Raw genomic sequence first — 22493 nt, 5'->3', positions numbered from 1 at the left:
AGCGTAGGGTGGTTGGCGGCCCAGTCGCCAACCACCCTCGCACGGCGTTCAGGTCGCGGTAATGCGATCGGCGCCTTGACCCACCGCGCGGTCAGCACCACTCCGGAACCACGGGGCGGAGCCCGGCCCGAGGGCGCGACACGCCCGACCGCGGGGGTCGGCGAAGTGGGCCTGTGCCAGCCGGTACAGGCGCCCGCAACACAGCGGCATCGAGAGAAGGAACAGAAGCCACCATGGCGGGACAGAAGATCCGCATCCGGCTCAAGGCCTATGACCACGAGGTCGTCGACTCCTCGGCTCGGAAGATCGTCGAGACGGTGACGCGCACCGGGGCGCAGGTCGCGGGCCCGGTGCCGCTGCCCACGGAGATCAACCGTTTCTGCGTTATCCGCTCGCCGCACAAGTACAAGGACTCGCGCGAGCACTTCGAGATGCGCACGCACAAGCGGCTGATCGACATCATCGACCCGACCCCGAAGACGGTCGACTCGCTCATGCGCCTCGACCTGCCGGCTGGCGTCGACATCGAGATCAAGCTGTAGGGACCGGACAAATGGACAGGCAAGTCAAGGGGATCCTGGGCGCCAAGCTCGGCATGACCCAGGTCTGGGACAACAACAAGGTTGTTCCCGTGACCGTGGTCGAGGCCGGCCCGTGCGTCATCAGCCAGGTTCGTAGCGCCGAGAAGGACGGTTACTCCGCGGTCCAGCTCGCGTACGGCACGATCGACCCGCGCAAGGTCAAGAAGCCGATCAGCGGGCACTACGCGAAGGCGGACGTGGCGCCGCGCCGGCACATCGTCGAGCTGCGCACCACGGACGCCGGGGAATACTCGCTGGGCCAGGAGGTCACGGTCGAGGAGTTCCCGGTCGGCGTCACGATCGACGTCACCGGCAAGACCAAGGGCAAGGGCTACGCCGGCCCGATGAAGCGTCACGGCTTCCACGGTCTGCGCGCCAGCCACGGTGTCGAGCGCAAGCACCGCTCGCCCGGCTCCATCGGCGCCTGCGCCACCCCGGGTCGTGTCTTCAAGGGCACCCGGATGGCCGGCCGCATGGGTGGCGTGCGCTACACCGTGCAGAACCTCACCGTCCAGGCGGTCGACACCGAGAACAACCTGCTGCTCGTCCGGGGTGCCATTCCTGGTCCCAAGGGCGCGCTCGTTCTGGTCCGTACCGCGGCCAAGAGCAAGGTGAAGAAGGGCGGTGCGGCCAAGTGACCACCGTTGACGTGCGCACCGTCGAAGGCAGCACCAGCGGCTCCGTCGAGCTGCCGGCTGACATCTTCGACGTGCAGGCCAACGTCGCGCTGATGCACCAGGTCGTGGTGGCCCAGCTCGCGGCGGCCCGACAGGGCACGCACAAGGCCAAGACCCGCGGCGAGGTCGCCGGTGGCGGCAAGAAGCCGTACAAGCAGAAGGGCACCGGTCGCGCCCGGCAGGGCTCGATCCGCGCGCCGCAGTTCGCCGGCGGTGGCGTGGTGCACGGTCCCGTGCCGCGCGACTACAGCCAGCGGACCCCGAAGAAGATGAAGGCCGCCGCGCTCCGCGGTGCCCTCTCGGACCGGGCACGCGCCGGGCAGGTGCACGTCGTCGAGGCGTTCGTCTCGGGCGAGAAGCCGTCGACCAAGGCCGCACTGGCCACGCTGACCAAGCTCACCGAGGCCCGTCGGGTTCTCGTCGTGCTGAGCAGCACCGACGAGCTGAACTGGGTGTCGCTGCGCAACGAGCCGCGGGTGCACCTGATCGAGTCCGGCCAGCTGAACACGTACGACGTGCTGGTGGCCGACGACGTGGTCTTCACCAAGGACGCCCTGGACGAGTTCCTGGGCGTGCCCGCCGAGACCACCGAGGAGGGTGGCAAGTGAGCACGATCGCCGACCCGCGCGACATCATCGTGGCGCCGGTCGTCTCGGAGAAGAGCTACAGCGAGCTGAACCGGAACTGGTACACCTTCCTGGTGCACCCGGACGCGAACAAGACCGAGATCAAGATCGCTATCCAGCAGATCTTCGACGTCCGCGTCCTGACGGTCAACACGCTCAACCGCCAGGGCAAGCGCAAGCGCACCAAGACCGGCTTCGGTCAGCGCAAGGCGACCAAGCGGGCGATCGTGAAGCTGGCTGACGGTGACCGTATCGAGGCCTTCGGCGGCCCGGTCAGCTGAGGGGTGTAGACAATGGCTATCCGTAAGTACAAGCCGACGACGCCGGGCCGACGTGGCTCCAGCGTCGCCGACTTCGCCGAGATCACCCGGTCCACGCCGGAGAAGTCGCTGCTGGCTCCGCTGCCGAAGAAGGGCGGGCGTAACGCCCACGGCCGGATCACCACGCGGCACCACGGTGGCGGTCACAAGCGCCAGTACCGTCTGATCGACTTCAAGCGGGTCGACAAGGACGGCGTGCCGGCGAAGGTCGCTCACATCGAGTACGACCCGAACCGCACGGCGCGCATCGCGCTGCTGCACTACGCCGACGGCGAGAAGCGGTACATCATCGCGCCGAAGGACATGAAGCAGGGCGACCGCGTCGAGTCCGGTCCGGGCGCCGACATCAAGCCGGGTAACAACCTGCCGCTGCGCAACATCCCGGTCGGTACCACGATCCACAACGTGGAGCTGCGTCCGGGCGGCGGGGCCAAGCTGGCCCGTTCCGCCGGCGTCGGCATCCAGCTGCTCGGCCGTGAGGGCGCGTACGCGACCCTGCGTATGCCGTCCGGCGAGATCCGGCGGGTGGACGTGCGCTGCCGCGCGAGCGTCGGCGAGATCGGCAACGCCGACCAGTCGAACATCAACTGGGGTAAGGCCGGCCGTATGCGGTGGAAGGGCAAGCGCCCGACCGTCCGTGGTGTCGCCATGAACCCGGTCGACCACCCGCACGGTGGTGGTGAGGGTAAGACCTCCGGTGGTCGCCACCCGGTCAACCCGCAGGGTAAGCCCGAGGGCCGCACCCGCCGTAAGGGCCAGCCGAGCGACAAGCTGATCGTCCGCCGCCGCTACGCCACGCGTAAGCGCGGCTGAGGGAGATAAGACATGCCTCGCAGCCTCAAGAAGGGCCCGTTCGTAGACGACCACCTGCTCAAGAAGGTGGAAGTGCAGAACGACAAGGGCTCGAAGAACGTGATCAAGACCTGGTCGCGGCGCTCGACGATCATCCCCGAGATGCTCGGGCACACGATCGCCGTGCACGACGGACGCAAGCACGTCCCGGTGTTCGTGACCGAGGCGATGGTCGGGCACAAGCTCGGCGAGTTCGCGCTGACCCGCACGTTCAAGGGTCACGAGAAGGACGACCGGAAGAGCCGTCGGCGCTGACGCCGCCAGGCATACGGATAGAGGGAACAAGGGGTTACAGCGATGCCAGGAAAGGGCGACGCTCCGGTGCTTCCGGGCGCGCGGGCGGTTGCGCGGCACGTGCGCATCTCGCCGATGAAGGCGCGCCGGGTGGTCAACCTCGTCCGCGGCCTGCCCGCGAAGGAGGCGCTAACGGTGCTGCAGTTCGCGCCGCAGGCTGCGAGCGAGCAGGTGTACAAGGTGCTCGCTAGCGCGATCGCCAACGCGGAGAACAACGAGCGGCTGGACCCCGACGCGCTGCTCGTCAGCGAGGCGTTCGTGGACGAGGGCCCGACGATGAAGCGGTTCCAGCCGCGGGCACAGGGTCGGGCGTACCGGATCCGCAAGCGCACCTGCCACATCACCGTGGCGGTCGAGGCGGTCGCGCCGGCAGCGCCGAGGAAGGCCGCGGCGAAGAAGGCCGCCCCGGCCACGGAGGCCGCACCGGCCGAAGCGCAGAGCAAGACGGAGGACGCCGAGTAATGGGTCAGAAGGTTCACCCCACTGGGTTCCGGCTCGGCATCTCGACCGACTGGAAGTCCCGCTGGTTCGCGGACAAGCTCTACAAGGACTACATCGGCGAGGATGTCAAGATCCGCCGCATGATGTCCAAGGGCCTCGAGCGTGCCGGGATTTCCAAGGTCGACATCGAGCGCACCCGCGACCGCGTCCGCGTCGACATCCACACCGCCCGGCCGGGCATCGTCATCGGCCGTAAGGGTGCGGAGGCCGACCGGATCCGCGGCGAGCTCGAGAAGCTCACCGGCAAGCAGGTCCAGCTGAACATCATCGAGGTGAAGAACCCCGAGTCGGACGCTCAGCTCGTCGCGCAGGGCGTGGCCGAGCAGCTGTCCAGCCGGGTCAGCTTCCGTCGGGCGATGCGCAAGGCCATGCAGTCGGCCATGAAGAACCCGGTCTGCAAGGGCATCCGGGTTCAGGTCTCGGGTCGCCTCGGCGGCGCCGAGATGAGCCGGACCGAGTTCTACCGCGAGGGCCGGGTTCCGCTGCACACGCTGCGGGCCAACATCGAGTACGGCTTCTTCGAGGCCCGTACCACCTTCGGCCGGATCGGCGTGAAGGTCTGGATCTACAAGGGTGACGCGGTTCCGGGCCGGGAGGCTCCGGCCGAGGCCGGTCCGTCGCGCCCGCGCCGTGGTGAGCGTGGCGACCGTCCCGAGCGTCCGCGCCGTGGCCGGTCCGGTTCGTCCGGCACGACCGCTGGTGGCACCGAGGCCGGTCGGGCTGCTGCGACCACCATCGCGCAGCAGGCCGAGACGCCGAGTGGCGAGCCGGTCGACAGCGCTGCTGTCGCGGCTGCGGCTGCTCCGGCAGAAACGCAGCAGGAGGGCTGACAGATGCTGATGCCGCGCAAGCCCCCGAAGGGCTTCCGCAAGCCGCACCACCCGGACCGCAGTGGCGCGTCCAAGGGTGGTAACCGGGTGGTGTTCGGCGAGTTCGGGATCCAGGCTCTCGAGCCGGCGTACGTGACCAACCGCCAGATCGAGTCGGCGCGTATCGCGATGACCCGTCACATCAAGCGTGGCGGCAAGGTCTGGATCACGATCTTCCCGGACCAGGCCCTCACCAAGAAGCCTGCCGAGACCCGGATGGGTTCCGGTAAGGGTTCGCCCGAGTGGTGGGTCTCCAACGTGAAGCCGGGTCGGATTCTCTTCGAGATGTCCTTCCCCAACGAGCAGATCGCGCGTGAGGCCATGCGTCGCGCGATCCACAAGCTCCCGATGAAGTGCCGCATTGTTACGCGCGAAGTGGGTGAATCCTGATGGCAGCGGGCGTTAAGGCGACCGAGCTGCGTGAGCTCTCCGAGGAGGAGCTGGTCACGAAGCTGCGGGAGGCCAAGGCGGAGCTGTTCAACCTCCGCGTGCAGGCCGCAACCGGGCAGCTGGACAACAACCGGCGGCTGCAGGTCATCCGTCGGGAGATCGCCCGGATCTACACGATCATGCGCGAGCGCGAGCTGGGGCTCTCGGCCGCGCCGACTGAGGTGACTGCATCATGACCGAGAACACCACCACTGACGCCACCCGCGCGCGCCGTAAGGTTCGCGAGGGCCTGGTGGTCAGCGACAAGATGGACAAGACCGTCGTGGTCGAGGTCGAGGACCGGGTTCGGCACGCGCTGTACGGCAAGATCATGCGTCGTACGAGCAAGCTGAAGGTGCACGACGAGCAGAACGCCGCTGGCACCGGCGACCGGGTCCTGATCATGGAGACCCGGCCGCTGAGCGCCACCAAGCGTTGGCGGATCGTGGAGATCCTGGAAAAGGCCAAGTAGCGAAGGCTCGAGCTCGCCCGGCGTTGCGTCGGGCGTTGGTTCCGCCAGGCTCCGGCCGCCACGGCGGCCGGAGAACCGGCAGACATAGGAGATAGACGTGATTCAGCAGGAGTCGCGACTGCGCGTCGCCGACAACACGGGTGCTCGGGAGATCCTGTGCATCCGGGTTCTCGGTGGCTCCGGTCGGCGCTACGCGAGCATCGGCGACGTCATCGTGGCCACGGTCAAGGACGCGATCCCGGGTGCCGGTGTGAAGAAGGGCGACGTCGTCAAGGCGGTCGTCGTTCGCACGGCCAAGGAGAAGCGGCGGCCGGACGGCTCGTACATCCGCTTCGACGAGAACGCCGCCGTCATCATCAAGGACGGTGGGGACCCGCGCGGTACCCGCATCTTCGGCCCGGTGGGCCGGGAGCTGCGGGACAAGCGGTTCATGAAGATTATTTCCCTCGCGCCGGAGGTGTTGTGACCGTGAAGGTCAAGAAGGGCGACACGGTCGTCGTCATCGCCGGCAAGGACAAGGGTGCCAAGGGCAAGGTCATTGCGGCCTACCCGCGGCAGGACAAGGTCCTGGTCGAGGGCGTGAACCGGGTCAAGAAGCACACCCGCATCAGCACCACCCAGCGTGGCGCCAAGACCGGCGGCATCGTCACCCAGGAGGCCCCGATCCACGTCTCGAACGTGCAGGTCCTGGACTCCGACGGCAAGCCGACCCGCGTCGGTTACCGGATCGACGACAACGGCCAGAAGGTCCGCATCGCGCGTAGCACCGGTAAGGACCTGTGATGACCACGGCTACCGAAAAGACCATGCCGCGCCTCAAGGAGCGGTACCGCAACGAGATCGTGGCCCAGCTGCGTGAGCAGCACAGCTACGGCAACCCCATGCAGGTGCCGCGGCTGGTCAAGATCGTCGTCAACATGGGTGTCGGCGAGGCTGCTCGCGACGCCAAGCTGATCGACGGCGCGGTCCGCGACCTCGCCACGATCACCGGCCAGAAGCCGCAGGTGCGGCGGGCGACCAAGTCCATCGCGCAGTTCAAGCTCCGCGAGGGCATGCCGATCGGCGCGAAGGTGACCCTCCGCGGCGACCGTATGTGGGAGTTCCTGGACCGGCTGCTGTCCATCGCGTTGCCGCGTATCCGCGACTTCCGCGGTCTGGACGGGCGCAAGCTCGACGGGCACGGCAACTACACGTTCGGTCTGACCGAACAGTCGGTGTTCCACGAGATCGACCAGGACCGGATCGATCGCCAGCGGGGCATGGACATCACGGTGGTCACCACCGCCACGACCGACGACGAGGGCCGGGCGCTGCTCAAGCTCCTGGGCTTCCCGTTCAAGGAGAACTGAGATGGCCAAGAAGGCGCTGATCCTCAAGGCGGCCGCGAAGCCGAAGTTCTCGGTTCGCGCGTACACCCGCTGCCAGCGGTGCGGGCGTCCGAAGGCGGTCTACCGCAAGTTCGGGCTCTGCCGGGTCTGCATCCGGGAGATGGCCCACCGCGGTGAGCTGCCGGGTGTGTCCAAGGCTTCCTGGTAAGGGCGACCGCGTCCCGGCTGTCGGCCGGGAACTCCTGCACCGATTAGGTATTGCTCTTCGCCGTAGGCCCGGGGCTGGTGCCCCGGGAACCCCGGCGAGAAAGGCTGACGAAATCCATGACGATGACCGACCCGATCGCAGACATGCTCACGCGTCTGCGTAACGCCAACCAGGCGTACCACGATCAGGTGAAGATGCCCTACTCCAAGATCAAGGCGAACATCGCCGAGGTCTTGAAGGCCGAGGGTTACATCGCCACCTGGTCGGTCGAGGAGCCCGAGGAGGGCGCCGTCGGCAAGCGACTGGTCGTCGAGCTGAAGTACGGCCAGAACCGGGAGCGGAGCCTGGCCGGCATCAAGCGCGTGTCCAAGCCCGGTCTCCGGGTGTACGCCAAGTCGGACGGGCTCCCGCGGGTGCTCGGTGGGCTGGGCGTGGCGATCATTTCGACGTCCCAGGGGCTGCTGACCGACCGGCAGGCCCGCAAGCGGAGTGTTGGCGGGGAAGTCCTCGCCTTCGTCTGGTAACGGGAGACTGGTAGAAATGTCGCGAATTGGACGTAAGTCGATCCCGGTACCAGCCGGCGTCGACATCACGATCGACGGGCAGACCGTCAAGGTCAAGGGCCCGAAGGGCGAGCTCCAGCACACGATCGCCGACCCGATCACGATCGAGCGCGCGGAGGACGGGCAGCTGAACGTCAACCGCCCGAACGACGAGCGCAAGGCCAAGGAGCTGCACGGCCTGAGCCGTACCCTGGTCGCCAACATGATCGTCGGCGTGACCGAGGGCTACCGCAAGAGCCTGGAGATCGCCGGCACCGGTTACCGGGTCACGGCCAAGGGTTCGGACCTCGAGTTCGCGCTCGGGTTCTCGCACCCGGTGCTCGTTCCCGCGCCGGCGGGCATCACCTTCACGGTGGAGCGGCCGACCCTGTTCCACGTGGCCGGCATCGACAAGCAGCAGGTCGGTGAGGTCGCCGCCAACATCCGGAAGATCCGCCCGCCGGAGCCCTACAAGGGCAAGGGCGTGAAGTACCAGGGCGAGGTCATCCGCCGCAAGGCTGGAAAGGCAGGTAAGAAGTGAGCGCCACGCTGCTCAAGCGCCGCCGCGGCGTTGCCGCCAAGCGCGCCGTCGGGCGTGCGCGTCGGCACTTCCGCGTCCGCAAGAACGTCAGTGGTACGGCCGAGCGTCCGCGCCTGGTCGTCACCCGCTCGCTGCGGCACATGGTTGCCCAGATCGTCGACGACACCAAGGGTCACACCCTGGCGTCGGCGTCGAGCCTGGACGCCTCGCTGCGTGGCACGGAGGGCGACAAGAGCGCCCTGGCCGGCAAGGTGGGCGCCCTGCTCGCCGAGCGGGCCAAGGCCGCCGGCGTCTCCAAGGTCGTCTTCGACCGCGGTGGCAACCGGTACGCGGGGCGAGTCGCCGCGCTTGCCGACGCCGCCCGCGAAGCCGGGCTCGAGTTCTAAACAACCCCGTCACGAGAGATAAGGAAGGCTGCTGATGCCAGGTCAACAGCGCCGTGGCGGCGGGTCCGGTGGCAACGAGGGTGGTCGCCGCGACAACCGCCGTGAGGGCGGCCGCGGAAACGCGCCCGTCGAGAAGACCCCGCACCTTGAGCGGGTCGTCGCGATCAACCGCGTCGCCAAGGTCGTGAAGGGTGGTCGTCGCTTCAGCTTCACCGCCCTGGTGATTGTGGGCGACGGCGACGGCACGGTCGGCGTGGGCTACGGAAAGGCCAAGGAGGTGCCCGCGGCGATCGCCAAGGGTGTCGAGGAGGCCAAGAAGCACTTCTTCAAGGTTCCGCGGATCGGCCAGTCGATCCCGCACCCGGTCACGGGTGAGGACGCCGCTGGCGTCGTGCTGCTCAAGCCGGCCTCGGCCGGTACGGGTGTCATCGCCGGTGGTCCGGTGCGCGCCGTGCTGGAGTGCGCCGGGATCCACGACGTGCTCTCCAAGAGCCTCGGCTCGTCGAACCCGATCAACATCGTGCACGCCACCGTGGCGGCCCTGAAGGGGCTTGAGTCCCCCGAGCAGGTCGCGGCGCGTCGTGGCCTGCCGGTGGAGGACGTCGCGCCGGCCGCCATGCTGGCGTCTCGTGCGGGGGTGGCGCGCTGATGGCACGTCTGAAGGTCACCCAGCTCCGGTCCGGTATCGGGACCAAGCACAACCAGCGTGAGTCGCTGCGTTCGCTCGGTCTCAAGCGGATCAACGACGTGGTGGTCAAGGAGGACCGGCCCGAGATCCGCGGCATGATCTTCACTGTGAGCCACCTCGTGAAGGTCGAGGAGGTCGAGTAATGACGATCAAGGTTCACCACCTGCGCCCGGCGCCCGGTTCCAAGACCGCTAAGACCCGTGTGGGTCGCGGTGAGGGTTCCAAGGGCAAGACCGCTGGTCGCGGTACGAAGGGCTCCAAGGCCCGCAAGAACATCTCGGCGGCGTTCGAGGGTGGGCAGATGCCCATCCACATGCGCCTGCCGAAGATGAAGGGCTTCAAGAACAAGTTCAAGGTGGTCTTCCAGGTGGTCAACCTGGACCGGCTCGCCGAGCTGTTCCCGAACGGCGGCCAGGTTGGCCCGCTCGAGCTGGTCGAGGCCGGCGCGGTCCGCAAGGGCCAGCCGGTCAAGGTCCTCGGCACCGGGGACCTCGGCGGGGTGGCGCTCCAGGTGTCGGCGCACGCGTTCAGCGCGTCGGCCAAGGAGAAGATCGCTGCCGCCGGTGGCTCCGCCACCGAGCTGTAAGGCGTACGACCTCGGCGCCCGTCAGTTGTGAATAACTGGCGGGCGCCTAGGTCTGCCTGGGGCGTGTGCGCCCGGTAATATCGGATTCGGTTTATGTAGCCGGGCACACCTGCCCGGAGCGGGACAGGGCTGTTAGAGTCCCATCCCAGCCATGGATTGCGGGCACTCGCCCGTGATCCACCCCCACCCGCCAGGGATCACCGGCGGCCCGCCTCGCGCAGGAGGAAGAAGTTGCTGTCCGCCTTTCTCAGTGCGTTCCGTACGCCTGACCTGCGCAAGAAGCTGCTGTTCACAGTAGGCATCATCGCGGTCTACCGGCTGGGTGCCACGCTCCCCAGCCCGGGCGTCTCGTACGGCAACGTGCAGAAGTGCCTCGACTCCATCTCCGGTGAGACGACGGGCCCGCTGAATCTGCTCAACCTCTTCTCCGGCGGGGCGCTGCTACAGCTCTCGGTCTTCGCGCTGGGCATCATGCCCTACATCACCGCGTCGATCATCCTGCAGCTGCTGACCGTCGTGATCCCGCGTCTGGAGCAGCTCCGCAAGGAGGGCCAGGCCGGTCAGGCGAAGATCACGCAGTACACCCGCTACCTGACGCTCGGTCTCGGCGTGCTGCAGGCCTCGGCGTTCGTGGCCCTGGCCCGCTCGGGGCAGCTGTTCCAGAACCGCTGCGACCAGTTCCCGATCATCCCCGAGGGCACCGGCATCCCGGACTGGCTGACCCTGTCCATCCTGGTGATCACCATGACCGCCGGCACCGGCATGGTCATGTGGCTCGGTGAGCTGATCACGGACCGCGGCGTCGGCAACGGCATGTCCGTCCTGATCTTCACCTCGATCGCGGCCCGGCTGCCCGGTGAGGGCTGGCAGATCAAGACCAGCCAGGGCTGGGGCAAGTTCGCGCTCGTCATCGCGCTGGTTCTGGTGGTCATCACCGCAGTCACCTTCATCGAGCAGGCGCAGCGCCGGATCCCGGTGCAGTACGCCAAGCGGATGATCGGCCGGCGGATGTACGGCGGCACCTCGACCTACATCCCGCTGAAGGTCAACCAGGCGGGTGTCATCCCGGTCATCTTCGGTTCGTCGCTGCTGTACCTCCCGCAGCTGGCGCTCCAGTTCTTCGACCAGAACGACCCGGGCAAGGTCCAGGCGTGGATCCAGAACAACCTGGTCGCTCCGAACAGCCCGATCTACATCTCGGTCTACTTCCTGCTGATCATCTTCTTCACGTACTTCTACGTCTCGATCACGTTCAACCCGACCGAGGTCGCGGACAACATGAAGAAGTACGGCGGGTTCGTGCCGGGTATCCGGCCGGGCAAGCCGACGGCCGACTACCTGGACTTCATCCTCAGCCGGATCACCCTGCCGGGCGCGCTCTACCTCGGCATCATCTCGATCCTGCCGAACTTCTTCTTCATCTGGCTGGACAGCCAGCAGTACCAGAACTTCCCGTTCGGTGGCACCGCTGTGCTCATCATGGTCGGCGTCGGTCTCGAGACCGTGAAGCAGATCGAGAGCCAACTCATGCAGCGGAACTACGAAGGGTTCCTGCGGTAGATGAGACTCGTTCTGGTTGGCCCGCCGGGTGCGGGTAAGGGCACGCAGGCAGAGTTCGTCGCCGCGCACCTGTCGGTACCCAAGATCTCGACCGGAGACATCTTCCGCTCGAACGTCACCCAGGGCACGCCGCTCGGCGTCGAGGCGAAGCGTTACATGGACGCAGGCGAGCTGGTTCCGGACGAGGTCACCATCAACATGGTCCGGGACCGGCTCGCAGAGCCGGACGCGAGCGAGGGCTTTCTGCTCGACGGCTTCCCGCGGACGACTCCGCAGGCCGCCGCTCTGGACAAGCTCCTCGCCGATCTGGGCACCGCCCTGGATCTGGTCCTGGAGCTGGTGGTCGACGACGACGAGGTGATCCGGCGGCTCTCCGGCCGGCGCACCTGCCGGGGTTGCGGCAAGATCTGGCACGTCGAGTTCGACGCCACCACCCGGCCGGGCATCTGTGACAGGTGCGGCGCCGAGCTGTTCCAGCGCGACGACGACAAGCCGGAGACCATCGCCACCCGCCTGCGGGAGTACAGCGAGAAGACCGCGCCCCTGGTCGACTACTACGGCGCCCAGGGCAAGCTGGTCGGGATCGACGCCACCGGTCCGGTGGAGGACGTCACCACCCGGGCCATCGACGCCCTGCGGTCGTACGGCGGCTGAGGTTCTCCCCCCGGCCACGGCGGATAGAGTGCGAACAGCGGGGTACGCGAGACGTGCCCCGCTGAATAGCCACGAAAGGTAACCGCTCCATGCGTCGTCCCCAGCTGGACATCCAGCTGAAGACCCCTGACCAGATCGAGAAGATGCGTGCGGCCGGGCTCGTGGTCGCCGAGGCCCTGCGCCGGATGCGCGAGGCGGTGGCCCCGGGTGTGAGCACCGCGGATCTGGACGCCATCGCCGAGTCGACGATCCGCGAGGCGGGCGCCGTCCCGTCCTTCAAGGGCTACCACGGCTTCCCGGCGTCGATCTGCTCGTCGGTCAACGAGCAGATCGTGCACGCCATCCCCTCGCCGGAGCAGGTGCTCGCCGAGGGTGACCTCATCTCGATCGACTGCGGCGCGGTGCTCAACGGGTGGCACGGGGACTCGGCGATCACCGTAGGGGTGGGCGACGTCGACCCGGCGCTGCTCAAGATGGCCGAGGTCGCCGAGGACGCGATGTGGGCGGGCATCGCCGCCGCGGCGCGTGGAGCGGCAAGTGGCAAGGGGCGGCTCACCGACATCTCGTACGCGGTGGAGACGGCGGTCCGCAAGGGCGGCCGGTACGGCATCGTCGACGGCTACGGTGGCCACGGCATCGGCACCGAGATGCATCAGGACCCGCACGTGCTCAACCACGGCCGGCCGGGCAAGGGGCCGCGTCTGGTCCCCGGGATGGCGCTGGCGATCGAGCCCATGATCACCATGGCGTCCCCGCGTACTGTCGAACTGGCCGACGGCTGGACTGTCGTCACCCGGGACGGGTCGGTAGCGGCGCACGTCGAGCACTCGATGGCGCTGTTGCCCGACGGTGTGTGGGTGCTCACGGCCTTCGACGGCGGCCGCGCCCGCCTGGGCGACCTGGTGACCGCCCGCCAGCCCACGGAGACCAAGACCCCCTGACCCCAGCCCCACCCCGCCCGATGATCATGAAGTTGGTTCCCTGGCACGCCGGTGCGGTTGGCGATAACTTCATGATCGACTGGTGTCGGGGGTCGGGCGGACTGGCGTGACGGTGGCATGCTTGCCGGCATGGACGGGCGCGACAGGATGCGAGCCGCGGACGCGGACCGTGAGATGGTTGCCGACCGACTGAGGGCCGCCCTCGGTGAGGGACGGTTGGACCTGCACGAGTACGACGAGCGGGTGCAGCGCGCGTACGCGGCACGCACGTACGCCGAGCTGGACGCCCTGCTCACCGATCTGCCCCCGGTAACGCCGCCGGAGCACTCGACCCTGCGGCCCGCCACCGTGCCGGCAGAGCCGCCCGTCGGTCGGCTCGGCTCGCTCGGACGCGGCCACGTCGGTCGCTGGCTGGCCGAGGTGTGGCTGCCGTACGTGCGGGTGGTCGCCATCGTGGTGACCATCTGGGGCGTGACGTCGCTGCTGAGCCAGGAACTGCAGTACTTCTGGCCGGCGTGGGTGGCCGGGCCCTGGGGCGCGGTGCTGCTGCTCCGGACGGTCGGTGGGCTGGCCGGGGGAGAGCCCCGCCGCCAGGCGATCGAGCGCGAGCGCCGGCGTGAGCGCAAGCGGGCCAAGCGGGAGCTGCGCACCGAGGAGCCGGAAGGTCCCGGGCCCACAACCTGACCCACCCGCAGCCGATGATCATGATCGATCGCGGTGTTTCGCCTCGACAAGCTCATGATCGACATTCGGTGGGACGCCGGTCCGCGGAGATCATCGGAGGGCTGGGCGGGGGAGCGGTGGCCGACGCGAGGCCGCCGTGGGTGGCCGGTTTGGCGACGGCGTGCAGGCCGGCGTACACTTTCTGTTCGGCGCACAGCGTCCACTCCGGCATGCCCACCCTGCGCTTCGGTGGGACCTGGAGCCGCGGCTGGCGCGGGCTTCTGATCATGGTCAGTTTCCCGTGTAAGACGTTGTGGGCCGCCCGGAGCAATCGACGTCAGGACAGCGGAGGACATGCCGAAAAAAGACGGAGCCATTGAGATCGAGGGTCGGGTCATCGAGCCCCTGCCGAACGCCATGTTCCGGGTGGAGCTCGCGAACGGCCACAAGGTGTTGGCTCACATCAGCGGCAAGATGCGGCAGCACTACATCCGCATCCTGCCGGAGGACCGGGTCGTCGTCGAACTCTCGCCGTACGACCTGACCCGCGGGCGCATCGTCTACCGCTACAAGTAGTCCTGACGGCGGCCGGGAAGTCCCGTGTCCGTCTTCGACGTCCGGTCTCGCGCCTCGCGCGTTCCCGGGCCAGATGGGAAGTAAGGCAACCGTGAAGGTCAAGCCGAGCGTCAAGAGGATCTGCAACAAGTGCCGGGTTATCCGCCGGCACGGCCGGGTCATGGTCATCTGCACCGACCCGCGCCACAAGCAGCGCCAGGGCTGATCTCAGCCCGTCCGGCCGGACACGGCCGGGTGGCGTTGCTTCGGGCAGATCCTTAGCGACACACACATCACACATGCTCGTCCCAGCCGCGAGCGGTACGTGAAGACGTACTCCTCTCGTGGCTGACCCCCGGTCGGAGGCCGGGGCCCGCTCGGGCAGCGACCGATCCCGGTCGCCGGCGCTGACAGCGTCGGAAAGACGGGACGGCCGGTAGCGGGGTGGGACGGGTCCACACCTCCGCCACACATCACGAGGAGTACGCCCGCACATGGCACGTCTAGTCGGCGTGGATCTCCCCCGCGAGAAGCGGATGGAGATCGCGCTCACCTACATCTTCGGGGTCGGTCGCACCCGCGCCCTGGAGACACTCGCCGCTACCGGCATCTCGCCGGACAAGCGCGCTCGGGACCTCACGGACGAGGAGCTCGTGCAGCTCCGCGACCACATCGAGGGCAACTACAAGGTTGAAGGCGACCTGCGCCGCGAGGTCGCCGCTGACATCCGCCGCAAGGTCGAGATCGGCTGCTACGCCGGCATCCGGCACCGCCGGGGCCTGCCCGTGCGTGGCCAGCGGACCAAGACCAATGCACGGACCCGCAAGGGCCCGAAGCGGACCGTCGCCGGCAAGAAGAAGCCCGGCAAGAAGTAATTCTTTAACCGGAATTCTGGTCGTTCTCCGTCGAGGTAGGCCGGGCTCCAACCGGAACCGGTGTCTACGTCATCAACGGGGCGACAAGCCACAGAACCCATTCAGGAGCGCACAGACTTATGCCACCGAAGGCTCGTGCCGGAGCCGCTGTCAAGAAGGTCCGGCGCAAGGAACGCAAGAACGTCGCCCACGGGCAGGCGCACATCAAGAGCACGTTCAACAACACCATCGTGTCCATCACGGACCCGACCGGTGCGGTCATCTCCTGGGCCTCCGCTGGCCAGGTGGGCTTCAAGGGCTCCCGCAAGTCGACTCCGTTCGCCGCGCAGCTGGCCGCCGAGGCCGCCGCGCGTCGCGCCATGGAGCACGGCATGCGCAAGGTCGACGTGTTCGTCAAGGGCCCCGGCTCCGGCCGGGAGACCGCCATCCGTTCGCTGCAGGCAGTGGGCCTCGAGGTCGGGCAGATCTCCGACGTCACCCCGCAGCCGCACAACGGGTGCCGTCCGCCGAAGCGTCGCCGGGTCTGAGAGGTAGAGAGAGATGGCTCGTTACACCGGTGCAGACTGCCGCCGTTGCCGGCGGGAGAAGATGAAGCTGTTCCTCAAGGGCAGCAAGTGCGATGGTCCGAAGTGCCCGTTCGAGTCCCGGCCGTTCCCGCCCGGGCAGCACGGCCGCGGCCGCACCAAGGAGACGGAGTACCTGCTCCAGCTCCGTGAGAAGCAGAAGGCCCGTCGTGTGTACGGCGTGCTGGAGAAGCAGTTCCGCGGTTACTACGAGGAAGCCGTTGGCAAGCAGGCCAAGACCGGTGAGGTCCTCCTGCAGATCCTCGAGTCGCGGCTGGACAACGTCGTTTACCGGGCCGGCTACGCCCACTCGCGGGACATGGCCCGCCAGCTGGTCAAGCACGGTCACTTCACGGTGAACGGCAAGAAGGTCGACATCCCGTCGTACCGCGTCAAGGAGCACGACATCATCGAGGTCCGGGGCAAGAGCAAGGAGCTCACCCCGTTCGTGGTGGCGCAGGCTCAGGCCGGTTCGAAGACGGTGCCGGCCTGGCTGGAGGCAATCCCCAGCCAGATGAAGGTGCTCGTGCACTCCCTCCCGGCCCGGCAGGTCATCGACACGCAGGTCCAGGAGCAGTTGATCGTCGAGCTCTACTCCAAGTAGTCGGGCTCGTTGCGGTGGCCCGCCCTTCGGGGCGGGCCACCGGAACAGTTTGTGTCGTGGACGTCAAATAGCGGGCGTCCCGGAAGAGAAGAGACAACATGCTCATCAGCCAGCGACCCTCCCTCTCCGAGGAGTCGATCAACGAGACCCGGTCGCGGTTCGCCATCGAGCCGCTCGAGCCGGGCTTCGGCTACACCCTGGGCAACTCGCTGCGGCGCACGCTGCTGTCGTCGATCCCGGGTGCGGCGGTCACCTCGATCAAGATCGACGGCGTGCTGCACGAGTTCACCACTATCCCCGGTGTCAAGGAGGACGTGGTCGAGCTCGTCATGAACATCAAGGAGCTGTGCGTCAGCTCCGAGCACGACGAGCCGGTCAGCATGTACCTGCGCAAGCAGGGCCCGGGCGACGTGACGGCGGGCGACATCCAGCCCCCGGCCGGCGTCTCGGTGCACAACCCGGACCTCAAGCTCGCGACCCTCAACGGCAAGGGCCGGCTCGACATGGAGCTGACCGTCGAGCGGGGCCGGGGCTACGTGACGGCTGCACAGAACAAGCAGTCCGGCGCCGAGATCGGCCGCATCCCGGTCGACTCGATCTACTCGCCGGTGCTGAAGGTGACGTACCGCGTCGAGGCGACCCGCGTCGAGCAGCGCACCGACTTCGACCGGCTCATCATCGACGTCGAGACCAAGCCGTCGATGGGCCCGCGTACCGCGCTGGCCTCCGCCGGTTCGACGCTGGTGGAGCTGTTCGGGCTGGCCCGGGAGCTGGACGAGACCGCCGAGGGCATCGACATCGGGCCGTCCCCGCAGGACGCCCAGCTGGCGGCGGACCTCGCTCTGCCGATCGAGGAGCTGGACCTCACCGTCCGCTCCTACAACTGCCTCAAGCGCGAGGGCATCAACTCCGTTGGTGAGCTCATCGGGCGTACCGAGGCCGACCTCCTCGACATCCGCAACTTCGGTCAGAAGTCGATCGACGAGGTCAAGATGAAGCTCGCCGGGATGGGTCTCGGGCTGAAGGACTCGGCTCCGAACTTCGACCCGGCGCACGTCGTGGACACCTTCGGCGAGGCCGACTACGACACCGACGACTACCGCGAGACCGAGCAGCTCTAGTCCGCGCTGCCGCCACAACTGAGGAGCACCAAAAATGCCCACGCCCACCAAGGGCCCCCGCCTCGGCGGCAGCCCCTCGCACGAGCGGCTGATGCTCGCCAACCTGGCGACCGCGCTGTTCCAGCACGGCAAGATCCAGACCACCGAGACGAAGGCCCGGCGGCTGCGCCCGCTGGCCGAGCAGCTCATCACCAAGGCCAAGCGCGGTGACCTCGCCTCGCGGCGGCGGGTGCTGGGTGTCGTCAAGGACAAGGACGTTGTCTACGCCCTGTTCGACCAGATCGCGCCCCGGTACTCCAACCGCCCCGGCGGTTACACCCGGATCGTGAAGACCGGTCCGCGCAAGGGTGACAACGCGCCGATGGCCATCATCGAGCTGGTGGAGGAGCTTCAGGTCGCCGAGCCGAAGGTGAACAAGAAGACCGCCGCCCGCAAGGCCGCGCAGCAGGACAAGGTCGAGGCGCTCGCCCCGGCCGAGGAGGCCCCGAAGTCGGCTCCGGCCGACCAGGACTCCGAGGCGCCGGTGTCGGCGTCCGGTGACACCGACGCCGCCCGCGAGGACAGCGACGAGGCCACCGAGAACAAGGCCTGACCAAGGGCAACATCGGGCCCGGCACCCCTTTCGGGGTGTCGGGCCCGACCCGTAACAGGAGGTACGAGGTGGACGAGCGGATCCGGCTGCGGCTGGACGTCTCGTACGACGGCGCCGGTTTCTCCGGCTGGGCGCCCCAGCCGACCCGGCGGACCGTCGCCGGGGTGCTCGTCGAGACCCTGGACCTGGTCCTCGGCGCGGGCACGGCGACCGGTCTGACCGTCGCGGGTCGCACCGACGCGGGGGTGCACGCCAGCGGGCAGGTCTGCCACCTGGAGCTTCCCGCCGAGGTGTGGCGCCAGCACGAGGGGCGGCTGCTGCGCCGGCTCGCGCGGTTGCTCCCCACCGACGTGCGGGTACGGGCGATGTCGGAGGTGCCGGCCGACTTCGACGCCCGCTTCTCGGCCACCTTCCGGCGCTACGAGTACCGGGTGACCGACGCCCCGTACGGCGCCGAGCCGCTACGCCGGCACGAGGTGCTGGCCTGGCCGCGACCGCTGGACCTGACCGCCCTGAACGCCGCCGCGGCGGGGCTGGTCGGTGAGCACGACTTCGCCGCGTACTGCAGGCGCAAGGAGAACGCGACGACGCTGCGCGAGGTGACCCGGCTGGACTGGCGGCGCGACCCGGACGGCATCCTGGTCGCCACCGTGCAGGCCGACGCGTTCTGCCAGGCGATGGTCCGCAGCCTGGTGGGGGCGATGCTCGCGGCCGGCGACGGCCGTCGGGCGGTCCAGTGGCCGGGCAGCCTGCTCGACCGGCAGGAGCGCTCCAGCGAGGTGACGGTGGCTCCGGCGCACGGCCTCACCCTCGTCGCGGTCGGCTACCCGGCCGACCCGGCCGACTACGCCCGCCGCGCGGACCTGACGCGCCGCCTGCGCGTGCCCGTCGAGGGCTGACCGGCGGCCGGGCCGCAGACGCCGACGGGTGTGCCACCGGTGGGCGGCACACCCGGCGGGCGGTGGTGCGGATCAGTCTCCGGGGAGTTCGCCGTCGTCGCTGCCGCTCTGGGTTCCGCTGCCCTCGGTCGGCGCTGCAGTTGGTTGGCCTGCCGTGCCGCTGTCGGCCCGCCGTTGCAGGACGCCCCGGCTGAGGTGCGCCTCGATCATGTCGAACAGGATCTCCCGGATCTTGGCATCGCCGGGCTTGACCGCGGCTCCGTCCGCGCGGACCACCAGCGCGTACGCCAGGTAGTGGCCCCGGACCTGCCAGCCGACGCGGGCCGGAGCGGTGGCCAGGACATCGGTGTCGTCGCCGGCGGTCAGCCCCCGGAACCGGCCCTGCCGGTCGTCGAGGAGTTGCCGGATCCGGTCCCGGGCCCGTTCGGCGCTGACCTTGTCGGTGAGGTTGAACAGGCCCGCGGTGACCAGGTGGTCGCCGCCGGGCGCCCGCAACGTCGCCCGGACGACCTGGTTGCAGCCGAGCCGGACGAGCAGGTCGGCAACCTCGTCGGTGGCGGCGACTGCGCAACTGCCGCTGGAGTGTGTCTTGAGGATCTCGTAGGCGCTCTGGCCGTCGGCGAGCTTCACCTCCTTGCCGGGAAAGAGTTCCTTCGCGGTGAGCGGCGCCTGGTCGGTGTCCCGCGAGTCGAGATCCTGCCGCTGTGCGGAGGCGGACGCGGCGACGTTCGGCTGGTACGTCGGGGTGGCCTGTGGCGTCGGGTCGTTGTCCACCAGCAGCGCGGCGGCGCCCAGGCCGCAGAGCGCGAGCAGGACCAGGACTGCCGCACCGCCGACCAGCACCTGCCAGAGCCGCCCGCCGCCGCGGCGGGTGGGCGGCTCCACCGGCTGGGCCGACGTGTAGACCTGACTGCGCGGGGCCGCGACCGGGGTGCTGACGCGGGTGACCGGCGGCGGCTGGGTCGACGGCAGCATCAGCTGGTTGGGCCGGGGCAACGACGGAGCGGGAAAGCGGGACGGTGAGGGGCCGGCCGGCGGAGGCGGACCGGCGCCGAGCACGGCCAGGTCGGACCCGGGCTCCGGGTCCTCGAATGCGTCCTCTTCGGACTCGTACCGATACACCATGTCGCCCAGAGTAGGAGCCATTGTCCCTTTAGGGGGTAATATTGGGAAATGCGGCTGTGGGCCGTGTCGTGGCCCGCCCGAGCCGGTGCGAGAATTGCCGGCGTGACCGGCGACCATTACTTCACCGCGCAGCCCGCCAGCGATGCGCCGGCGCGCGACGTCGAGTTCTCCGTCGCCGACCGCGACTACCAGCTCGTCTCGGCGGGCGGTGTCTTCTCCGCCAGCCGCCTCGACCCCGGCACCGCAGTGCTGCTGCGCAAGGCCGAGCTGCCCGCCGCCGACACCGCCGGTGCCCTGCTCGACCTCGGCTGCGGGTTCGGCCCGATCGCCTGCGTGCTGGCCGACGTGGCACCGGCGGCCACCGTCTGGGCTGTCGACGTCAACGCCCGCGCCCGCGAGCTGACCGCCGCCAACGCGGCCCGGATCGGCGCCGCCGACCGGATCCGCGTCAGCGCACCTGACGACGTGCCGGCGGACCTGCTGTTCGCGCAGCTGTGGTCCAACCCGCCCATCCGCATCGGCAAGGACGAGTTGCACGAGCTGTTGCTGCGGTGGCTGCCCCGACTCGCCCCGGACGGCGTCGGCTGGCTTGTCGTCGCCCGGCACCTCGGCGGCGACTCACTGCAGCGCTGGATCGTCGACCAGGGTTGGCACGTCGAGCGGCACGCCAGCCAGAAGGGCTTCCGGGTGCTGCGGGTCACCCGGTAATTGGATGTCCCTCCCGGCCCCCGCTGGGGCAGGATCCCGGCGTGGGATACGTGGACGTGGCAGCGGTCGGGCACATCCTGCCCGACGGTCGGGAACTCTTCGCCGACGTGTCGTTCCGGGTCGGGGAGGGCGCCAAGGTAGCCCTGGTCGGGCCGAACGGCGCGGGAAAGACGACGCTGCTGAGGATGGTCGCCGGCGACCTGGCGGTGCGTACCGGCACCGTCGCGCGGGCCGGCGGGCTGGGCGTGATGCGCCAGTTCATCGGCATGATCGGCGACGAGACGACACTGGCCGACCTGGCGCTGTCGCTGGCCCCGCCGCCGCTGCGCGACGCCGGCCGCCGGCTCGCCGAGACCGAGACGGCCATGCGGGCGGCCGAGGTCCGCGGCAAGTTCAGCAGCGCCGCGGGTAAGGCCCAGCTGGCGTACGCCGACGCGCTCGGCGCCTGGGGCGAGGCCGGCGGGTACGACGCCGAGGTGCTCTTCGACACCGTCGCGACGATCGTGCTCAACCAGCCCTGGGACGCCGTCCGGGACCGGCCGGTGCGCACCCTCTCCGGCGGCCAGCAGAAGCGCTTCGCCCTGGAGTTGCTGCTGCGCGGCCCGGACGAGGTGCTGCTGCTCGACGAGCCGGACAACTTCCTCGACGTGCCCGGCAAACGCTGGCTGGAGGCGCGGCTGCGCGAATCCACCAAGTCGGTGCTCTACGTCTCGCACGACCGCGAGCTGCTGGCCCAGAGCGCCGACCGGGTGGTCGCCGTGGAGGGCGGCAGCGCCTGGGTGCACCCGGGTGGCTTCGCCAGTTGGTACGAGGCGCGGGTCGCCCGGCACGCCCGCCTCGACGAGCTGCGCCGACGCTGGGACGAAGAACACCAGAAGCTGCGCGAACTGATGCTGATGTACAAGCAGAAGGCCGCGTACAACGACGGTCTGGCCTCCCGCTACCAGGCCGCGCAGACCCGGTTGCGCAAGTTCGAGGAGGCCGGGCCGCCGCCCGTACCGCCGAAGGACCAGGACATCCGGATGCGGCTGACCGGCGGGCGGACCGGCAAGCGCGCGGTCGTCTGCGAGCAGCTGGAGCTGGACGGCCTGACATTCCCCTTCGACCTGGAGATCTGGTACGGCGACCGGGTGGCGGTGCTCGGTGCCAACGGCACCGGCAAGTCGCACTTCCTGCGGCTGCTGGCCCGGGGTGGCACCGATCCCGACCCGGCGAACGGGCCGGTCGACGGGGCGGGCGCGCTGGCCCCGGTGGCGCACGACGGCACGGCCCGGCTCGGCGCCCGGGTCCGTCCCGGCCACTTCTCCCAGACCCACGACCGACCGGAGTTGATGTCGAAGACGCTGGTCGAGATCCTGTGGCGGGGTGACGAACACCGCACCGGGATGGACCGGCACGCGGCGATGGGGGTGCTCAGCCGGTACGAGCTGGCCGGGCAGGGCGACCAGCGGTTCGGCACGCTCTCCGGCGGGCAGCAGGCCCGGTTCCTGGTGCTGCTGCTGGAGCTGTCCGGGGCGACCCTGCTGCTGCTCGACGAGCCCACCGACAACCTCGACCTGGCCAGCGCGGAAGCGCTCGAAGCCGGCCTGAACGCGTTCGAGGGGACTGTGGTGGCGGTCACCCACGACAGGTGGTTCACCCGCTCCTTCGACAGGTTCGTGCTGTTCCGGGGCGACAGCGAGGTGGTGGAGACCCCGGAACCGGTCTGGGACGTGGGCTGAGCGGTCACCGGG

36 protein-coding genes are annotated in these 22493 nt (G+C 68.9%); 35 read left to right on the top strand and 1 reads right to left on the bottom strand.

Annotated features, from left to right (window positions below; all coding sequences use genetic code 11):
- Window positions 1-233 precede the first annotated feature (233 nt).
- The 33 genes from rpsJ (at window position 234) to truA (ending at window position 18927) form a co-directional block, all read left to right on the top strand.
- Window positions 234-542, top strand: a complete 309-nt coding sequence (gene rpsJ, locus AB0B97_RS17130; RefSeq protein WP_007073037.1) for a 30S ribosomal protein S10 — start codon at window positions 234-236, stop codon at window positions 540-542.
- An 11-nt stretch (window positions 543-553) separates the two neighbouring features.
- Entirely contained in the window at window positions 554-1219 is a 666-nt protein-coding gene (rplC, locus tag AB0B97_RS17125) for a 50S ribosomal protein L3 (protein ID WP_234583437.1), read from the top strand.
- Window positions 1216-1866 carry a 50S ribosomal protein L4 gene (rplD, locus tag AB0B97_RS17120; RefSeq protein WP_234583436.1) on the top strand — a complete coding sequence of 217 codons (651 nt, stop codon included), beginning with the start codon at window positions 1216-1218 and terminating at the stop codon, window positions 1864-1866. Before rplC ends, rplD begins: the two co-directional genes overlap by 4 nt.
- Window positions 1863-2165, top strand: a complete 303-nt coding sequence (gene rplW, locus AB0B97_RS17115) for a 50S ribosomal protein L23 (RefSeq protein ID WP_088998352.1) — start codon at window positions 1863-1865, stop codon at window positions 2163-2165. Before rplD ends, rplW begins: the two co-directional genes overlap by 4 nt.
- A gap of 12 nt (window positions 2166-2177) precedes the next feature.
- A complete protein-coding gene (gene rplB / locus AB0B97_RS17110) occupies window positions 2178-3017 on the top strand; it encodes a 50S ribosomal protein L2 (protein ID WP_007465301.1) in 840 nt (279 codons plus the stop codon).
- 12 nt (window positions 3018-3029) lie between these two features.
- Window positions 3030-3311 (top strand): 30S ribosomal protein S19, encoded by a 282-nt coding sequence (gene rpsS / locus AB0B97_RS17105; protein WP_007465299.1) that lies wholly within the window; start codon window positions 3030-3032, stop codon window positions 3309-3311.
- A 42-nt stretch (window positions 3312-3353) separates the two neighbouring features.
- Window positions 3354-3812 (top strand): 50S ribosomal protein L22, encoded by a 459-nt coding sequence (rplV, locus tag AB0B97_RS17100; RefSeq protein WP_007465297.1) that lies wholly within the window; start codon window positions 3354-3356, stop codon window positions 3810-3812.
- Complete coding sequence (gene rpsC, locus AB0B97_RS17095) at window positions 3812-4681, top strand: 30S ribosomal protein S3 (RefSeq protein WP_007465294.1); 870 nt, start codon at window positions 3812-3814, stop codon at window positions 4679-4681. Before rplV ends, rpsC begins: the two co-directional genes overlap by 1 nt.
- Window positions 4682-4684: 3 nt before the next feature.
- Window positions 4685-5110 carry a 50S ribosomal protein L16 gene (rplP, locus tag AB0B97_RS17090; protein ID WP_121653126.1) on the top strand — a complete coding sequence of 142 codons (426 nt, stop codon included), beginning with the start codon at window positions 4685-4687 and terminating at the stop codon, window positions 5108-5110.
- Complete coding sequence (rpmC, locus tag AB0B97_RS17085) at window positions 5110-5346, top strand: 50S ribosomal protein L29 (protein WP_007465283.1); 237 nt, start codon at window positions 5110-5112, stop codon at window positions 5344-5346. Before rplP ends, rpmC begins: the two co-directional genes overlap by 1 nt.
- Window positions 5343-5621 (top strand): 30S ribosomal protein S17, encoded by a 279-nt coding sequence (gene rpsQ, locus AB0B97_RS17080; protein ID WP_053653938.1) that lies wholly within the window; start codon window positions 5343-5345, stop codon window positions 5619-5621. Before rpmC ends, rpsQ begins: the two co-directional genes overlap by 4 nt.
- Before the next feature lie 97 nt (window positions 5622-5718).
- Entirely contained in the window at window positions 5719-6087 is a 369-nt protein-coding gene (gene rplN, locus AB0B97_RS17075) for a 50S ribosomal protein L14 (RefSeq protein WP_007073026.1), read from the top strand.
- On the top strand, window positions 6084-6404 hold the full coding sequence (gene rplX / locus AB0B97_RS17070; RefSeq protein ID WP_007465276.1) for a 50S ribosomal protein L24: 321 nt from the start codon (window positions 6084-6086) through the stop codon (window positions 6402-6404). Before rplN ends, rplX begins: the two co-directional genes overlap by 4 nt.
- Entirely contained in the window at window positions 6404-6970 is a 567-nt protein-coding gene (gene rplE, locus AB0B97_RS17065) for a 50S ribosomal protein L5 (RefSeq protein WP_074314595.1), read from the top strand. The genes rplX and rplE overlap by 1 nt, the downstream gene beginning before the upstream one ends.
- A gap of 1 nt (window position 6971) precedes the next feature.
- Window positions 6972-7157 carry a type Z 30S ribosomal protein S14 gene (locus AB0B97_RS17060; protein ID WP_007073023.1) on the top strand — a complete coding sequence of 62 codons (186 nt, stop codon included), beginning with the start codon at window positions 6972-6974 and terminating at the stop codon, window positions 7155-7157.
- A 116-nt stretch (window positions 7158-7273) separates the two neighbouring features.
- The gene (gene rpsH / locus AB0B97_RS17055) at window positions 7274-7681 is read left to right on the top strand and encodes a 30S ribosomal protein S8 (RefSeq protein WP_007465270.1); all 408 of its coding nucleotides are present in this window, start codon (window positions 7274-7276) and stop codon (window positions 7679-7681) included.
- 16 nt (window positions 7682-7697) lie between these two features.
- Entirely contained in the window at window positions 7698-8240 is a 543-nt protein-coding gene (rplF, locus tag AB0B97_RS17050; RefSeq protein ID WP_357494492.1) for a 50S ribosomal protein L6, read from the top strand.
- Window positions 8237-8626 carry a 50S ribosomal protein L18 gene (gene rplR, locus AB0B97_RS17045; RefSeq protein ID WP_234583434.1) on the top strand — a complete coding sequence of 130 codons (390 nt, stop codon included), beginning with the start codon at window positions 8237-8239 and terminating at the stop codon, window positions 8624-8626. Before rplF ends, rplR begins: the two co-directional genes overlap by 4 nt.
- A gap of 34 nt (window positions 8627-8660) precedes the next feature.
- A complete protein-coding gene (gene rpsE / locus AB0B97_RS17040) occupies window positions 8661-9275 on the top strand; it encodes a 30S ribosomal protein S5 (protein ID WP_007465263.1) in 615 nt (204 codons plus the stop codon).
- Window positions 9275-9457: a 50S ribosomal protein L30 gene (gene rpmD / locus AB0B97_RS17035; protein WP_007465262.1), complete on the top strand. Its 183-nt coding sequence runs from the start codon at window positions 9275-9277 to the stop codon at window positions 9455-9457. Before rpsE ends, rpmD begins: the two co-directional genes overlap by 1 nt.
- On the top strand, window positions 9457-9900 hold the full coding sequence (rplO, locus tag AB0B97_RS17030; protein ID WP_007465260.1) for a 50S ribosomal protein L15: 444 nt from the start codon (window positions 9457-9459) through the stop codon (window positions 9898-9900). Before rpmD ends, rplO begins: the two co-directional genes overlap by 1 nt.
- 231 nt (window positions 9901-10131) lie before the next feature.
- Window positions 10132-11460, top strand: coding sequence for a preprotein translocase subunit SecY (gene secY, locus AB0B97_RS17025; protein WP_357494489.1), 1329 nt, complete (start codon window positions 10132-10134; stop codon window positions 11458-11460).
- The gene (locus AB0B97_RS17020; RefSeq protein ID WP_007465256.1) at window positions 11461-12114 is read left to right on the top strand and encodes an adenylate kinase; all 654 of its coding nucleotides are present in this window, start codon (window positions 11461-11463) and stop codon (window positions 12112-12114) included. It begins immediately after the preceding gene.
- Between the two features lie 89 nt (window positions 12115-12203).
- Complete coding sequence (gene map, locus AB0B97_RS17015; RefSeq protein WP_234583432.1) at window positions 12204-13055, top strand: type I methionyl aminopeptidase; 852 nt, start codon at window positions 12204-12206, stop codon at window positions 13053-13055.
- 147 nt (window positions 13056-13202) lie between these two features.
- The gene (locus AB0B97_RS17010; protein WP_357494956.1) at window positions 13203-13739 is read left to right on the top strand and encodes a DUF1707 domain-containing protein; all 537 of its coding nucleotides are present in this window, start codon (window positions 13203-13205) and stop codon (window positions 13737-13739) included.
- 333 nt (window positions 13740-14072) lie between these two features.
- Window positions 14073-14294: a translation initiation factor IF-1 gene (infA, locus tag AB0B97_RS17005; protein ID WP_007073013.1), complete on the top strand. Its 222-nt coding sequence runs from the start codon at window positions 14073-14075 to the stop codon at window positions 14292-14294.
- 91 nt (window positions 14295-14385) lie between these two features.
- Window positions 14386-14499: a 50S ribosomal protein L36 gene (rpmJ, locus tag AB0B97_RS17000; RefSeq protein ID WP_012184307.1), complete on the top strand. Its 114-nt coding sequence runs from the start codon at window positions 14386-14388 to the stop codon at window positions 14497-14499.
- Window positions 14500-14767: 268 nt separating this feature from the next.
- Window positions 14768-15148, top strand: a complete 381-nt coding sequence (gene rpsM, locus AB0B97_RS16995; protein ID WP_007465236.1) for a 30S ribosomal protein S13 — start codon at window positions 14768-14770, stop codon at window positions 15146-15148.
- Window positions 15149-15267: 119 nt separating this feature from the next.
- A complete protein-coding gene (gene rpsK, locus AB0B97_RS16990) occupies window positions 15268-15675 on the top strand; it encodes a 30S ribosomal protein S11 (protein WP_007073011.1) in 408 nt (135 codons plus the stop codon).
- A 13-nt stretch (window positions 15676-15688) separates the two neighbouring features.
- Complete coding sequence (gene rpsD, locus AB0B97_RS16985) at window positions 15689-16315, top strand: 30S ribosomal protein S4 (protein WP_007465229.1); 627 nt, start codon at window positions 15689-15691, stop codon at window positions 16313-16315.
- A 98-nt stretch (window positions 16316-16413) separates the two neighbouring features.
- A complete protein-coding gene (locus AB0B97_RS16980; RefSeq protein ID WP_007465227.1) occupies window positions 16414-17436 on the top strand; it encodes a DNA-directed RNA polymerase subunit alpha in 1023 nt (340 codons plus the stop codon).
- Between the two features lie 34 nt (window positions 17437-17470).
- A complete protein-coding gene (rplQ, locus tag AB0B97_RS16975; protein WP_234583431.1) occupies window positions 17471-18028 on the top strand; it encodes a 50S ribosomal protein L17 in 558 nt (185 codons plus the stop codon).
- 68 nt (window positions 18029-18096) lie between these two features.
- Window positions 18097-18927: a tRNA pseudouridine(38-40) synthase TruA gene (truA, locus tag AB0B97_RS16970; RefSeq protein ID WP_357494486.1), complete on the top strand. Its 831-nt coding sequence runs from the start codon at window positions 18097-18099 to the stop codon at window positions 18925-18927.
- Window positions 18928-18999: 72 nt separating this feature from the next.
- On the opposite strand, the gene AB0B97_RS16965 is transcribed toward truA, so the two are convergent.
- Complete coding sequence (locus AB0B97_RS16965) at window positions 19000-20052, bottom strand: hypothetical protein (RefSeq protein WP_234583429.1); 1053 nt, start codon at window positions 20050-20052, stop codon at window positions 19000-19002.
- Between the two features lie 102 nt (window positions 20053-20154).
- On the opposite strand from AB0B97_RS16965, the gene AB0B97_RS16960 reads away from it, so the two are divergent.
- Together AB0B97_RS16960 and AB0B97_RS16955 are read left to right on the top strand one after the other, a co-directional pair.
- The gene (locus AB0B97_RS16960; RefSeq protein ID WP_357494484.1) at window positions 20155-20760 is read left to right on the top strand and encodes a methyltransferase; all 606 of its coding nucleotides are present in this window, start codon (window positions 20155-20157) and stop codon (window positions 20758-20760) included.
- Between the two features lie 41 nt (window positions 20761-20801).
- Complete coding sequence (locus AB0B97_RS16955; RefSeq protein WP_357494482.1) at window positions 20802-22481, top strand: ATP-binding cassette domain-containing protein; 1680 nt, start codon at window positions 20802-20804, stop codon at window positions 22479-22481.
- The last annotated feature ends 12 nt before the right edge of the window (window positions 22482-22493 follow it).

Origin of the sequence: Micromonospora sp. NPDC049004 (assembly GCF_040649315.1) — a bacterium.
Taxonomy (GTDB): domain Bacteria; phylum Actinomycetota; class Actinomycetes; order Mycobacteriales; family Micromonosporaceae; genus Micromonospora.
This window is presented reverse-complemented; position numbering and strand designations above follow the sequence as displayed.